Origin of the sequence: Actinomadura sp. KC216, from assembly GCF_004348535.1 — a bacterium.
Lineage (GTDB): Bacteria > Actinomycetota > Actinomycetes > Streptosporangiales > Streptosporangiaceae > Spirillospora.
The window spans coordinates 23,747-36,946 of sequence record NZ_SMJX01000056.1; the positions used below are offsets into that span (position 1 = coordinate 23,747).

16 protein-coding genes are annotated in these 13,200 nt (G+C 73.1%); all 16 read right to left on the reverse strand.

The window, feature by feature from the left end:
* Positions 1–195: 195 nt before the first annotated feature.
* Positions 196–1,251, reverse strand: coding sequence for a hypothetical protein (locus E1264_RS12640; RefSeq protein WP_132172896.1), 1,056 nt, complete (start codon positions 1,249–1,251; stop codon positions 196–198).
* A 113-nt stretch (positions 1,252–1,364) separates the two neighbouring features.
* A complete protein-coding gene (locus E1264_RS12645; RefSeq protein ID WP_132172898.1) occupies positions 1,365–2,165 on the reverse strand; it encodes a hypothetical protein in 801 nt (266 codons plus the stop codon).
* A 102-nt stretch (positions 2,166–2,267) separates the two neighbouring features.
* A complete protein-coding gene (locus tag E1264_RS12650; RefSeq protein WP_132172900.1) occupies positions 2,268–2,981 on the reverse strand; it encodes a VIT1/CCC1 transporter family protein in 714 nt (237 codons plus the stop codon).
* A gap of 30 nt (positions 2,982–3,011) precedes the next feature.
* Positions 3,012–4,217, reverse strand: a complete 1,206-nt coding sequence (gene lgt / locus E1264_RS12655; protein WP_132172902.1) for a prolipoprotein diacylglyceryl transferase — start codon at positions 4,215–4,217, stop codon at positions 3,012–3,014.
* Between the two features lie 128 nt (positions 4,218–4,345).
* Positions 4,346–5,176: a thioredoxin domain-containing protein gene (locus E1264_RS12660; RefSeq protein ID WP_132172904.1), complete on the reverse strand. Its 831-nt coding sequence runs from the start codon at positions 5,174–5,176 to the stop codon at positions 4,346–4,348.
* 172 nt (positions 5,177–5,348) lie between these two features.
* Positions 5,349–6,122: a thioredoxin domain-containing protein gene (locus tag E1264_RS12665; RefSeq protein ID WP_132172906.1), complete on the reverse strand. Its 774-nt coding sequence runs from the start codon at positions 6,120–6,122 to the stop codon at positions 5,349–5,351.
* Positions 6,123–6,181: 59 nt separating this feature from the next.
* Positions 6,182–6,673, reverse strand: a complete 492-nt coding sequence (locus E1264_RS12670; RefSeq protein ID WP_132172908.1) for a vitamin K epoxide reductase family protein — start codon at positions 6,671–6,673, stop codon at positions 6,182–6,184.
* Between the two features lie 256 nt (positions 6,674–6,929).
* Positions 6,930–7,754, reverse strand: a complete 825-nt coding sequence (gene trpA, locus E1264_RS12675; protein ID WP_132172910.1) for a tryptophan synthase subunit alpha — start codon at positions 7,752–7,754, stop codon at positions 6,930–6,932.
* Positions 7,751–8,974 carry a tryptophan synthase subunit beta gene (trpB, locus tag E1264_RS12680; RefSeq protein WP_132172912.1) on the reverse strand — a complete coding sequence of 408 codons (1,224 nt, stop codon included), beginning with the start codon at positions 8,972–8,974 and terminating at the stop codon, positions 7,751–7,753. The genes trpA and trpB overlap by 4 nt, the downstream gene beginning before the upstream one ends.
* Positions 8,975–9,084: 110 nt before the next feature.
* Positions 9,085–9,891 (reverse strand): indole-3-glycerol phosphate synthase TrpC, encoded by an 807-nt coding sequence (gene trpC / locus E1264_RS12685; protein WP_132172914.1) that lies wholly within the window; start codon positions 9,889–9,891, stop codon positions 9,085–9,087.
* A gap of 99 nt (positions 9,892–9,990) precedes the next feature.
* Positions 9,991–10,419 (reverse strand): DUF2752 domain-containing protein, encoded by a 429-nt coding sequence (locus tag E1264_RS12690; RefSeq protein ID WP_132172916.1) that lies wholly within the window; start codon positions 10,417–10,419, stop codon positions 9,991–9,993.
* A 23-nt stretch (positions 10,420–10,442) separates the two neighbouring features.
* Positions 10,443–11,108: a response regulator transcription factor gene (locus E1264_RS12695; protein WP_132172918.1), complete on the reverse strand. Its 666-nt coding sequence runs from the start codon at positions 11,106–11,108 to the stop codon at positions 10,443–10,445.
* Entirely contained in the window at positions 11,105–11,692 is a 588-nt protein-coding gene (locus E1264_RS12700; RefSeq protein ID WP_132172920.1) for a Trp biosynthesis-associated membrane protein, read from the reverse strand. Before E1264_RS12700 ends, E1264_RS12695 begins: the two co-directional genes overlap by 4 nt.
* Before the next feature lie 13 nt (positions 11,693–11,705).
* Complete coding sequence (gene hisI / locus E1264_RS12705; RefSeq protein ID WP_132172922.1) at positions 11,706–12,083, reverse strand: phosphoribosyl-AMP cyclohydrolase; 378 nt, start codon at positions 12,081–12,083, stop codon at positions 11,706–11,708.
* A gap of 120 nt (positions 12,084–12,203) precedes the next feature.
* Positions 12,204–12,410 carry a cold-shock protein gene (locus E1264_RS12710; RefSeq protein ID WP_026405868.1) on the reverse strand — a complete coding sequence of 69 codons (207 nt, stop codon included), beginning with the start codon at positions 12,408–12,410 and terminating at the stop codon, positions 12,204–12,206.
* Between the two features lie 247 nt (positions 12,411–12,657).
* The coding region (locus E1264_RS12715; protein ID WP_132172925.1) for a TIGR03085 family metal-binding protein at positions 12,658–13,200 on the reverse strand (543 nt) is incomplete at its 5' end.

Consider the following 13,200-nt stretch of genomic DNA (forward strand, 5'->3'; position numbering starts at 1 on the left):
CGTTGGCCCTGCTGCGGTGGGATGACATTACATCACTGCCGGGATCATGCCCGAAGGCACCAGATCGCGAAACTTCCGGACCCCGATCGGCCGTGCGTCATCTCACAGTGGTTTAGACCAGTTTACCGTTTCGTGCCCTGGGCGCACGGCGCTGACCTCGGTGAGCATCGTCACCGGCGCACCGGGTTTACGGCGTCAGTTGGACGCGCGGGCGGCGCGGCCGAGCACCGCCGGGGCCTTGCCGCCCTCGATCAGCAGGGACAGCAGGGTCTCGTCCTTCTCGTCGCCCTTGCCGTCCAGGCGCTGCGCCCACGTGACCACGGCGAAGTGGCCCATGGCGAGGCCGCGCGCCATCCCGAACCCGTGCCCGAACCCGTCCAGCGGGGCGGGCGCCTCCAGCGGCCGGACGAACCCGCCGCCGAGCGTCTTCTCCAGCGTCGCGACGAACCGGTCCGCGTCCGCCGTCCCGGCCAGGTTGAACACGGCGACGGCGAGCGCGTAGCCGCTCCCGGTGTCGGAGTAGATCCCGCGTGCCGCCTGCGTGCAGCCGCCCTTGCCCAGGACGTCGCCGACGGTCGCGCCCCACACGGCGGCGGCGCAGTCGGCGTCCAGGCGCTTGGCGCGCAGCTTCATCTTGACGTCGGCGTCGTCGGGGATGGTCAGCGTCGTGGCCGAGGGCGGGAACGCCTCCTCGATCGTCAGCGGTTTGGCGTCCGCGCTCCGGGAGGCGATGCCCGCGTACGCCGACGTCGACGGCGAGTTCGAGTAGGACACCGGCGAGAGGCCGTTCCCGGCGGGCTTCCCGATCCGCACGCTCGTCGTGTCGCGGCTCGGGGCGTCCTCCCCGCCGCTCAGGGCGACCACGGCCCCCGTCCCGAGCAGGACGATCAGGCCGAGGAGGGCGGCCGCGCCGAAGTACATCTTCGGCCCGAACCCGCCCGGACTCCCCTTGCGGGCCTCGGGCACGCCGTCACGCCGGACCGGCCCGCCGGCGCGTGCCTTCTTCGACCCGCCGCCGCGCGCCTTCCGCTTCGGCGCGGCGTCGCGGCGGTCGCCGGGGCGCGGGGGCGGGACGTGCCCGGACGCGTCCCGGTACCCGGGCGCCTCGTCCTCGAACGGCGCGCGCGGCTGCGGCGGAGCCGGACGGTCCGGACGCTGCGGACGGCGTGCCGGGGGGCGCGGGCGGGGCGCGCCGGCCCGGCCCGGGGCCGTCCTGCGCGGGGCGGACCGCCCGCGGCCCTGGCGGTTCACCGGTGCCCTCCGGGGTCCGCCGCGGCGGTGCTCATCGGATTCCACGGTTCATCGGGTCCACGACCGCGCAGACTACTGCCCGGCGGCCGGTGACACGCCCGCGCGCGGCCGGATCACTGCCGCGGGGCCCCGGTGGAGGCCAGGTCGAGCCGCCCGTACAGGAAGTCGGCGGCGTTCTCGATGACCAGGCTCACATCGATCATCTCGTTGAGCGAGGCGGGCTGCGCGCCTCCGGCCCGCTCCACCAGCGTCAGCACCGCGTAGTGGCCGTAGGTCTTGGCGTAGGCGGCGCTGAACCCGCCGCCGGTCGCGGGCACGCCGGGCGCCGTCAGCAGGGTCGGCCAGCCCGCGTTCGTCCGCGGGTCGAGGTCGCGCAGGATCTGCTTGACGCCCTCGACGCCCGACAGGTTGATCACGATGAAGTGGCCGACGTGTTTCTTGTCGGCGCTCACGTACACGGCGCGGGCGATCTGGTTGCAGCCGAACTTGGCGAGGTCGCCCTGCAGGCGGGCGCCCCAGGTCGCGGCCTTGCAGTCCGAGCTCAGGTCGGACGCGGCGAGCGTGAAGGAGTAGCCCGCGGACTTCAGGTTCTTGGCGGAGAACGCCTCGCCCTCGGTGATCGCGCGGCCGTCGGCGGACCGCTCGGCGATCTGGCGGAAGCCCTCGCCGTTGTAGTCCGGCGTGTACGCGGTCGGGAGGACCTGCTTGGGGGCGGCCTTCTCCGCCGCGCCGCCGCCGGTCAGGACCAGGACGGCCACGACCGCGACGATCACGGCGACCAGCGCGGCGGCCACGCCGAACAGCAGCTTCGGACTGGGGAGCCGCCGGCCGGGCTTGTCGTCGTCCGGCCAGAAGTCGCGCCCGCGGCCCCTCCCCGGGGTCTTGCGGGAGCCTGCGTCACGAGCCTCGATCACGTCCGGGAGCTTAGCGGCCCCGGCACCTCTCGCGTGGCCAAAAGGGCGTTTCATCCATATTCCGTGGTGGGCGGGCAGGCCCCGCGGGACGGACCGTTCGGGTCAGCCCGTTCCGATCAGCGCGCCGACGCCGTAGGTGATCGCCGCGGCGGCGGCGCCGAACAGCAGCTGCCGCGTCCCGCCGAACCACCAGGCCCGGGCCGTCACCCGCGACACCAGCGCGCCCGCGCCGAACAGCCCGAGCGCGGCGACGCCCGCCGCCGGCCACAGCGAGGACGCGCCCAGCAGGTACGGCAGCACCGGCAGCAGCGCCCCGACCGCGAACGACAGGAACGACGAGACCGCCGCCAGCGTCGGCGACGGCAGCTCGCCGGGCGTCACCCCGAGCTCCTCCTTGGTGTGCACCTGGAGGGCCTCGTCCGGGTCGCGGGACAGCTGCCGCGCGACCTCGGCGGCGGTGTCCGGGTCGACGCCGCGCGCCTCGAACACCTCGGCCAGCTCCCGCTCCTCGGCCCCGGGATGGCGGGCGAGCTCGCGGCGCTCCACCTCGATCTCCGCCTCGGCCAGCTCCGACTGGGACGCGACCGAGATGTACTCCCCCACCGCCATGGAGAACGCGCCCGCCGCCAGCCCGGCGAGGCCCGCGAGCAGCACGACCTGCCGGGACGCCTGGCCTCCCGCGACGCCCGCGATCAGGGCGAAGTTGGAGACCAGGCCGTCCATCGCGCCGAACACGGCGGGCCGCAGCCAGCCGCCGGTGACGTCGCGGTGCTGGTGGTGGCGCTCCGGGCGCACACCGGGCTTCCCGCCGCTCATCTCCCGCGCACCGGGCGCCCTCCCAGGTTCCTACTTCCCGTCCTTGACGGGCTCCCCTTCGGGTTCCTCTGCCTCTTCCGCTGCGTCTTCCTCTGCCCGCTCCGAGCCGGCGTCACCATCGGCCTTGGTGGCCCCGGTGTCCGCATCGTCGGCGTCGGCGTTGGTGTCGGCCTTGGTGGTGTCGACCTTGGTGTCGGCGGCGTCCTCCGGTCCTGTCTCCGCCTCCGCGTCGGCCTCCGCGACGGTCTCGGGCTCGTCGCCGGAATCGGGCTCCGGTGCCTCGGCGGTCTCTTCGGCCTTCGGCTCGACCTCCGTCGGCGCGTCGGCGTCGGCGTCCGCCTCGTCCTTCGGCGCGGAGCCGTCGTCCGGCTCCGTCCCGGCGGCGGCCGTGGCGGCGGCGCCGGACGCGGTCTCCTCGGCGGGGGCGCCGACGTTCTCCGGGCCGGTGCGGTTGCGGGCCTGGTACATGTAGGCGACCGCGCCGAGGAACAGGATGATCGACACCCAGTTGTTGAACCGCAGGCCGAGGACCTCGTGGGCCTCGTCGATGCGCAGCGCCTCGATCCAGGCGCGTCCCAGGGTGTAGCCGGCGACGTAGAGCGCGAACGCGCGGCCGTGCGTGAGGTTGTAGCGGCGGTCCGCCCAGATGACCAGGATCGCGACGCCGACGCACCACAGGAACTCGTACAGGAACGTCGGGTGGTAGGTGGCGACGTCCTCGTACCCGGGCAGCCGGTTCTTGTCGATCTCGATGGCCCAGAAGGTGTCGAGCGGGCGGCCGTACAGCTCCTGGTTCCAGTAGTTGCCCCAGCGGCCGATGCCCTGCGCGAGGACGATGCCCGGTGCCACGGCGTCGGCTAGCGCGAGTATGGAGATCCCGCGCCGCCGGCAGGCGATGAGCGCGCCGACCGCGCCGAACCCGATCGCGCCCCAGATGCCGAGGCCGCCCTTCCATATCTCCAGCGCGCGGAGCGGGTCGGCGTTGTCGCCGAAGTAGCGCTGGTAGTCGGTGAGGACGTGGTAGACCCGCGCGCCGACCAGGCCGAACGGCACCGCCCACACGGCCACGTCGACGATCACGCCGGGGGTGCCGCCCTTCGCGGCCCAGCGCCGTTCGCCCAGCCAGACGCAGACGACGATGCCGAGAATGATCATGACGGCGTAGGCGCGGACCGGGACGGGCCCGAGGTTCCAGACACCCTGCGAGGGACTCGGAATATAAGCCAGCGGCTCCATGCCCGCGTACGTTACCGCCTCCGGAGCGCCGGTCGCGCCGTCTCGCGGGCGGAGCGCCGTCTCCGGCGCGGATCGCGCCGGAGACGCGGCGGAGCGTGCCGCTCCGGCGGCGGAGCGTGCCGGTTCCGCTACGCCGCCGGGTCGCCGCCGAGCGCCGTCCCGCCCGGGCGGGTGGCGCCGCCGGGAGCCGGGGCCGGGGCCCCGGCCGCCTTGGCGACGGCCTTCTTCAGCTCGTCCGGGGAACCGAGGACGTCGGGCTCGACCTTCCGCCCGTTCAGCGCCAGGTACGGGGTGGAGTCGACACCGGCCCGCCCGGCCTGCGCGCTCGCCTTCTCCACCTCGTCGATCTTCTGGGAGCCGTTGACGCAGGCGGCGAACCCGGGATCGGTGGCGCCGAGCTCGGCGCCCCAGTCGATCAGGCGCGCGTTGCCGAAGCCCCGGTCGCCCTCGACGGGCTGCTCGGCGAAGAGCTTGTCGTGGTACCGCATCCAGATGCCGGACGGGACGCAGGCGGCGGCGTTCGCGGCCCGCCGCGAGTTCGACATCAGCGGCTCCTGCTGGAAGAGCTGGAACGGGCGGTAGACGACCTTGGCGCGGCCCTCGGCGGCGAGCTGCTTGAGCGTCCCGCCGATCCGCTCCTCCATCGCCTTGCACGCGGGGCACTGGAAGTCCTCGTACACGTCGACGACGGGCGCGGTGACGCCCGGCTGCGCCATCGCGACGGCGCCGAACGGCTCCCGGGCCGCCGGTGCCAGCGGCCCCTTGTAGGAGTCGGTGAGGGTCTCGCCGCCGCTGTCGCGCGAGACGGCCACGACCACCACCGCGATCACGACGGCCGCCGCGACGACGCCGCCGAGGACGACCACCAGCAGCCGCTGCCGCCGCTCCCGGGCCGCGGCCCGCCCCCGTTCGTCCCCGAGCCGCCGGCGTGCCGCGGTCCCGCTCCCCTGCTCGCTCATCGATCCCCCGATCGCCACTGTGCGTGATTGCTCGCTTACACGAGCGTAGCGGGGCGGGGCGTCACCGGGCGGTGAAAAGCGCGGCGCCGCGCCGTCCCCCCACCGTGAGACGGGGAGGGGCGGCGCGGCGCTCAGGCGCGTCGGCGCCAGGGGCGGTGCGGGCGGTGCGTCACTAGCCGGCGGCGCGGGCCGAGTCGATGGCCGCGCGCAGGGCGCCCGGGTTCATGGCCTGGTTCGTGTCCATCTTCTGGCCGTTGAGGAACACCGTCGGGGTGCCGTCGACGCCGCGGGTCTGCAGGGCGTACTTGGTCATCGCGTCGACCTGGGGCTTCTTCTGCTCGTCTCGCACGCACTTCTCGAAGTTCGCGTCGGTGACGCCGATGTCCTTGCCCCACTTGACGAGGTCGTCGGGCGCGAAGCCCTCGTCGCCCTCGGCGGGCTGGAACCGGTAGAGCGTCTCCTGGTAGGAGACCCACTTGTCGGCCGGGACGCAGAGCGCCGCCGCCGCCGAGCGCAGCGAGTTGATCCTGATCGGGTCCTTCTGCTGGCCGAAGAGGTGGAACGGCCGGTAGACGACCTTGACCTTGCCCTCCAGCGCGAGCTGCTGGACGGTCTTGCCGGTGGACTCCTCGAACTGCTTGCAGATCGGGCACTGGAAGTCCTCGAAGATCTCCAGCTCCGGCTTGGTCACCCCGGCCTTGGCCATGACGATGGAGCCGTCCGCCTGGCGGCTGAGCGGGGCGAGCGCGCCCTTGTGCGCCTCGGCCCGCCCGCTCTTGCGCTGCTGGTCGACGATCAGGACGGTCCCGACCACGATGACCGCCACCGCGACCACCGAGCCGAGGACGATCGCGAGCAGCCGCCGCTGCTTGGAACGCGACTCCTGCCGCTTTCGCTCGGCGGCCAGGCGCTCGCGCGCGGACCGCTCCCGTGCGGCCTTGCTCATGGGGTTTCTCCTATTGCGTATGGGCCGCGCCGGCACCGTGCGGCGCGGTCACGGCGAGACTAGTCGACTTGACCGATCCGCCGGAATTCGTCGATGAGAACGAGAAGGAAGAGCAGGACGGTCACGACGTGCACCCCGGTGCACCACAGGCAAATTTTGTGCAAGATTGCCAATTCCACGGTGACGAGGTAAACGACGAAGAGGACGCCGACCGACACGCTCGCCACCCGTCCCCAGCGCAGCGGCGGCCAGGTCGACCGCAGCGCCCACGGGGTGATCAGCGCGGCGAACGAGACGAAGAACGCCAGGCCGAGCAGCGGCATCGGGATCCCTGCCAGCGTCGAGTAGTCGCTGGTGGTCACCGCGTGGCAGTCGACGGTCTTGGACGCCGAGCACACCAGCGCGCCTTCGTCGTAGTGCGTGATCGCCAGGTAGACGGAGATCCCGAACCCGGCGATCGTGAGGATCCAGGCCGTGACCAGGAACCATGCGGGCGGCAACGGCGGCGCGGCCGTGCCGGCCTCGTCCTTCGCCGTCATCTCTTGCGTCATCGTGATCCTTCCAGGACCGTCTCACCCGGCGAACACACCTTACGGGAGAGCGGCGGCAGCACAAGCACGACACGGAGGCGGCGTCCGCACGATCGCGGCCCGCCCGCCGCCCGCTCGGCAGACCCGCACAACACGCCCGCCGGGCGCCCGCCGGACGGCGCGGCGCCCGGCGGGCGGTGGACGGTCAGCGGGCGGTGGACGGTCAGCGGGCGGTGGACGGTCAGCGGGCGGTGGACGGTCAGCGGGCGGTGGACGGTCAGCGGGGGGCGCGGACGCCCTCGGCCAGCTCCCCGGTGAGCGCGCGGACGCCGGCCAGCCCGGACGCGAGGTCGGGCGCGTCCAGCAGGCGGCGGACGAACGCCGACCCGACGATCACCCCGTCGGCGAACCGGGCGACCTCCGCGGCCTGCGCGCCGGTCCCGACGCCGAGCCCGAGCCCGACCGGCAGCCCGGTCCCGGCCTTGTCGATCACGGCGCGGGTCCGCTCCACCAGGCGCGGGGCGCCGGTGTCGACGGCGGTGCGGGCGCCGGTGACGCCCATCAGCGACGCCGCGTACACGAACCCGCGGGACACCCCGGTGATCTTCTCGATGCGCTCGTCGGTGGAGCTGAGCGCGACGAGGAACACCCGGTCGAGGCCCTGCGGGCCGCCGTGCGCGTCGGACGCCTCCAGCCACGCGCCGCCCTCCTCGGGCGTGAGGTCGGGCGTGATGAGGCCCGCACCCCCGGCGGAGGCGAGATCGCGGGCGAACCGGTCGACGCCGTAGTGGTCGACGGGGTTCCAGTACGTCATGACGAGGGTGGGGACGCCGGTGGCGGCGACGGCCTCGACCGTCCGGAACACGTCGGCGACGCGGACGCCGCCGACGAGCGCCTGGTGGACGGCGTCCTGGATGGTGGGGCCGTCCATCATCGGGTCGGTGTAGGGCAGCCCGATCTCGATGACGTCGCAGCCCGCGTCGACCATGGTCTTCAGGGCGTCGATGGAGCCGTCCACGGTGGGGAACCCGGCGGGCAGGTAGCCGACGAGCGCGGCGCGCCCCTCGGCCTTGGCCTTGTCGTAGGCGGTCTGGGCGCTCATTCGCCTTCCCCTTCGGAGATGAGGCCGAAGAAGCCGGCGGCCGTGTGCATGTCCTTGTCGCCGCGTCCCGACAGGCACACGACGATCGTCGCGTCCGGGCCCAGCTCAGCACCGACCTTCAGCGCACCGGCCAACGCGTGCGCGGACTCGATGGCCGGGATGATGCCTTCGGTCCGGCAGAGCAGCGAGAACGCGTCCATCGCCTCCGCGTCGGTGATCTCCCGGTACTCGGCGCGGCCGGAGTCGCGCAGCCACGCGTGCTCGGGGCCGACGCCGGGATAGTCGAGCCCGGCGGAGATCGAGTGGGTCTTCTGGGTCTGGCCGTCCTCGTCCTGCAGCAGGTAGGTGCGCATGCCGTGGATGACGCCGAGGGAGCCGCCGACCAGCGTCGCGGCGTGCCTGCCGGTGGGGACGCCGTCGCCGCCCGCCTCGAAGCCGAACAGCCGGACGGACTCGTCCGGGACGAAGGCGTGGAACGCGCCGATCGCGTTGGACCCGCCGCCGACGCACGCGACGACGGCGTCCGGCAGCGCGCCGGTCAGCTCCAGGCACTGCCGCCGCGCCTCGACCCCGATGATCCGCTGGAAGTCGCGGACCATCATCGGGAACGGGTGCGGGCCCATCACGGAGCCGATGCAGTAGTGGGTGTTCTCGACGCTGGCGACCCAGTCGCGGAACGCCTCGTTGCAGGCGTCCTTGAGGGTGCGGCTGCCGGTCGTCACCGGGACGACCTCGGCGCCGAGCATCCGCATCCGCGCGACGTTGAGGGCCTGCCGCTCGGTGTCGACCTCGCCCATGTAGACGGTGCAGTCCAGGCCGAGCAGCGCCGCCGCCGTGGCGGTCGCGACGCCGTGCTGGCCCGCGCCCGTCTCGGCGATCACGCGGGTCTTGCCCATCCGGCGGGTCAGCAGCGCCTGCCCGAGCACATTGTTGATCTTGTGGGAGCCGGTGTGGTTGAGGTCCTCGCGCTTGAGGAGCACGCGGGCGCCCGCGCGCTCGGAGAAGCGCTTCGCCTCGGTCAGCAGGCTGGGACGGCCCGCGTAGTTCGCGAGGAGGTCGTCCAGCTCGGTGGTGAAGGCCGGGTCCTGCTTGGCGGTCTCGAACTCGCGGGTCAGCTCGTCGAGCGCCGCCATCAGCGCCTCCGGCGCGAACCGGCCGCCGAACGATCCGAAATGGCCCGTGGCATCGGGCACGGCACCGCGCGCGGTGTCGATGGTCATGGGAAAACGCGTCCTGTCGTGGAGAAGGGGCTTGTCACCGGGTCGGAGTGAAGCCCTGCCATCGCTCCCGGAGCGGTTCGACCTGCATGCCCTCAACCTTATCCAGTGACTCAGCCACTCTGCCGCAGCGCAGGATGAGCCCCCGCGGCGACGAGGTCGGCGACGGCGGTGCGCGGGTCCTTGCCGATCACCAGGCTCTCCCCGACGAGCACCGCGTCGGCGCCGCTGGAGGCGTAGGCGAGCAGGTCGTGCGGGCCCCGCACGCCCGACTCGGCGATCTTCACGATGTCCTTGGGGATCCGCGGCGCGACCCGGGCGAACACGCCCCGGTCGACCTGCAGCGTCTTCAGGTCGCGCGCGTTCACGCCGATGACCTTGGCGCCCGCGTCGACGGCGCGGGCGGCCTCCTCCTCGGTGTGCGCCTCGACCAGCGGGACCAGCCCGATCGACTCGGCCCGCTCGACCAGCGACACCAGCGCGTCCTGCTCCAGGGCGGCGACGATGAGCAGCGCCATGTCGGCGCCGTGCGCCCGCGCCTCCCACAGCTGGTAGGACGTGACGATGAAGTCCTTGCGCAGGACGCAGACGCCCACGTTCGCGCGGACCGCGGCGAGGTCCTCCAGGCTGCCGCCGAACCGGCGCCGCTCGGTCAGCACGCTGATCACCTTCGCGCCGCCGGACTCGTAGTCGCGGGCGAGGGCGGCGGGGTCGGCGATCGCGGCGAGCGCGCCCTTGGACGGGCTGCTGCGCTTGACCTCCGCGATCACCGTGACGCCGGGCGCGCGCAGCGCGGCGAGCGCGTCCTTCGGGGCGGGGGCGGCCGCCGCCCGCTCCTTCAGGACGTCGAGCGGAACCTCACGCTGCCTTTCGGCGAGATCGGCCCGGACGCCCTCAATGATCTCGTCCAAAACGCTCAAGGTCGCAGGCCCCCTATTTCAGGTCGTTCCGTGCACCGATCGTAGCCGCCCGCTGGAACGCTCTCGGCATCCGGGGACCCTTCCGGCGGGCGCCGCCCGTCAGGGCGCCAGCGCCGCCGCGAACGGTAGGTTGCGGACGACCCAGTACACGGCGAGAACGCCGACGAACGAGTACACCACGACCGGTCTGAACAGTGCGGAGCGCATCGGCATCCCCCGCGCGGCCAGCGCCGTCCACCGGACGAACAGGTACCCGAACACCGGCAGCAGGACGAAGACCAGCGGGTTGAAGCCGAACGCCGTCGCGACGTCCCCGTGCGTGAGCGCGTGGACGAGCCGCATCAGCCCGCAGCCCGGGCAGTAGTACCCGGTCAAGGCCAGGAACGGGCAGCTCGGATAGTGCCCGGCCTCGTTCGGATCCCGGAACGCCACCAGCAGCGCCCCGGCGACGACCCCGCCCAGCACGAGCCCCTGCGGCAGCAACGTCCGCCGGACCGAGTCCGAACCCACGCGAGTCACGTCGTCCACCCTAGGAGCCTCCACGGGACTCTTCACCTGTCCAGAACGTAGCCGACGCCTCGGACGGTTCTGATCGGGTTGCCTTCGCCGAGCTTGGCGCGGAGCTGCGCGACGTGGACGTCGACCGTGCGGCTCCCGGCGCCGGCGCCCGGGCCCCAGGCCGCGTCGAGGAGCTGCTCGCGGGTGAACACGCGGCCGGGATTGGCCATGAGGAATTCGAGGAGGTCGAACTCGGTGACGGTGAGGGCGACCCGGCGGTCGCCGATGACGGCGGCGCGGCCCTCGGGGTCGAGGGCGATGGCGCCGGCGCGCAGGGGTCCCGGCGGCTCGGCGGGGGCGGCGCCGCGCAGCGCGTCGGCGACCGCGCCGACCAGCACGCGGGGGCTGAAGGGCCGGTCGACGTGGTGCTCGCCGACGGCACGGGCGAGGGCCGGGTCCAGCGGGCCGGTCACGGCGATGACGGGCGCGGGGCGGGCGGCCTCGGCGACGCGCCGGTAGAGGTCGGCGGGCAGCGCGGCGACGGACAGGTCGAGGACGACGACGTCCGGGCGCCCGCGCTCGGCGGCGGCGGGGGCGCGGCCGGGATCGGCCTCGATCTCGACGTCGAAGCCCTCGCGGGCGAGGTAGCGGCGCTGCAGCTCGGCCACGGCCGGGTCGTGCTCGACGACCAGGACGAGCCCGCCGCCGTCGGTGGTCACGGCCGCCCGTTCTTCTGGGCGGTGGGGTCCTCGCCGCGGTCGAGGGACTTCCACATGGCGGACGGGTCGTCGTCGGCGGCGGCCGGGGTCCGCGGGGCCGCGCGCTCGTAGCGGGCGGACATGCCGGGCCAGCGCGCACCGCGCACCGCCGTGACGAGCCCGGCGGCGACGAGGAGCACGCCGCCGGCGACGGAGACGACCCACCACAGGTTCACCTGCAGGGCGGGGTCGGCGCCCAGCTTGATCAGGGCGCTCTTGTCGCCCGCGGCCGACAGCACGTTGGAGCGCTGGACGGCGGCCGTCGAGGCGTAGGCGATGCCGGCGCCGAACAGCGCGATGAGGACGCCGACGCCCGCGCGCACACGGCCGCGGGTGGCGAAGAGGGCGGCGAGCCCCGCGAGGGCGGCCCAGCCGAGCGCGCCCGGTGCGCCGCCGAGGTCGCCGCCGGTCAGGCTCTGGCCGAACGGGGTGATGGCGTCCTCGGCCGTGACGGTGGCCCAGGTGCGTCCGGCGGCGAGCAGGGTGAGACCGGCCCCGGCCGCGCACAGCAGCGCCGTCATGCCGCGCTCGCGCCCCGGGGTCATCGGCCCGGCCCCGTCACGTCGCCGGGCGTTCGCCGACGACGGCGTCCAGGACGTCGGCGTCCCAGCAGGTGCGGTCGCCGGTGTGGCAGGCCGCGCCGACCTGGTCGACCTTCACGAGGATCGCGTCGGCGTCGCAGTCGAGCGCGACCGACTTGACCCACTGCTGGTGCCCGGAGCTCTCGCCCTTCACCCAGTACTCCTGGCGGCTGCGCGACCAGTAGGTGCAGCGGCCGGTGGTGAGGGTGCGATGCAGCGCCTCGTCGTCCATCCAGCCGAGCATGAGCACCTCGCCGGTGTCGTACTGCTGGGCGATGGCCGGCACGAGCCCGTTGGGGTCGCGCTTCAGCCGGTCGGCGATCTTAGGGTCCAGGTTGGACGGTCGAGCAGGCATGCGCAGAGTTTATGGCAGGGCCGCGCGGTCGCCTGCAGCGACCCGCGCGTGCCCCCGCCCACGCGAAAGGACCCGCCTTCCCCTGGAGAGATGACGGGCCCTGACGTACGACTACGGGCTTTACAGGGGGACGACCTGGTCGGCCTGCGGACCCCGGTTACCCTGCGTCACCTCGAACTGGACGCGCTGGTTCTCGTCCAGCGTGCGGTACCCGGAGGTCTGGATAGCCGAGTAGTGCACGAAGACGTCCGGCCCGCCGCCGTCCACGGCGATGAAACCGAAGCCCTTCTCGGCGTTGAACCACTTCACGGTGCCCTGCTGGGGCATGTCTTTCTCCTTGCGGCAAAACCTGGGCCCACACCTCGCGGGCCCGTGCGGTCGCTGCGGAACGCTCTCGCCCCCGGTACGGTCCCGGAAAAGCCAAAACGCCCGCTGCCATCAGTCCACGGGCGTCTGAACGATCGAGAACCACGACTGCAACCGACCGCACCACCGTATCACCGGTTCCGCGTAAAGCGGAGGAGCCGCAAGGCTTGCGATTCTCCTCTCCGCGAACCATGCCGTTACCTGGCCGTTAAAGACTCCAACCGGTCTCGGTCAGGGTCTTGACAGCGTCCGTCGCCCCGGTGAGACGGACGTTCGCGACGTCCCGGCGGCCCAGTGCCCACAGGACGAGTTCGCCGACCGGGCCGTGGACGCGGACGGCCCCGCGACCCCGTCCGGACACGCGGACGCTCCGCCCGTCGGGCTGGACGAGCGTTACCCGAACATGAACTTTTCTTAGGACAAAGCGGGCAATTTTTATCCGTCGCCAGAGCAGTTCCTCGAGTTCCGGGGAGATGGCCCGAGGCTCCCAGTCGGGACGGGCGCGCCGGATGTCCTCATGGTGAACAAAGAACTCGACGGCGTTGGCGATTTTGTCCACGCGAGGAAGCGCGTACGGGGAGAACTTCGGCGGTCCGAGCCGAATCCGTTCTACCAGACGGTCGAACGGAACGGCCCGTGCCGTCCGGCGCCGTACGCGCTCGGAGTAGAAGGACAGCGGCGGCAGCGGTATTCCCGGGGCGGCGTCGGGACGCCGCTCGCGGACGACCAGATGCGCGGCGAGATCGCGGGC

What these genes read in the sequence shown, in the direction of transcription:
- E1264_RS12650 (WP_132172900.1), bottom strand. Translation starts at nt 2,981, where the DNA reads ATGAGCGGCGGGAAGCCCGGTGTGCGCCCGGAGCGCCACCACCAGCAC.
- lgt (WP_132172902.1), bottom strand. Translation starts at nt 4,217, where the DNA reads ATGGAGCCGCTGGCTTATATTCCGAGTCCCTCGCAGGGTGTCTGGAAC.
- E1264_RS12660 (WP_132172904.1), bottom strand. Translation starts at nt 5,176, where the DNA reads ATGAGCGAGCAGGGGAGCGGGACCGCGGCACGCCGGCGGCTCGGGGAC.
- E1264_RS12665 (WP_132172906.1), bottom strand. Translation starts at nt 6,122, where the DNA reads ATGAGCAAGGCCGCACGGGAGCGGTCCGCGCGCGAGCGCCTGGCCGCC.
- E1264_RS12670 (WP_132172908.1), bottom strand. Translation starts at nt 6,673, where the DNA reads ATGACGCAAGAGATGACGGCGAAGGACGAGGCCGGCACGGCCGCGCCG.
- trpA (WP_132172910.1), bottom strand. Translation starts at nt 7,754, where the DNA reads ATGAGCGCCCAGACCGCCTACGACAAGGCCAAGGCCGAGGGGCGCGCC.
- trpB (WP_132172912.1), bottom strand. Translation starts at nt 8,974, where the DNA reads ATGACCATCGACACCGCGCGCGGTGCCGTGCCCGATGCCACGGGCCAT.
- E1264_RS12700 (WP_132172920.1), bottom strand. Translation starts at nt 11,692, where the DNA reads ATGACCCCGGGGCGCGAGCGCGGCATGACGGCGCTGCTGTGCGCGGCC.
- hisI (WP_132172922.1), bottom strand. Translation starts at nt 12,083, where the DNA reads ATGCCTGCTCGACCGTCCAACCTGGACCCTAAGATCGCCGACCGGCTG.
- E1264_RS12710 (WP_026405868.1), bottom strand. Translation starts at nt 12,410, where the DNA reads ATGCCCCAGCAGGGCACCGTGAAGTGGTTCAACGCCGAGAAGGGCTTC.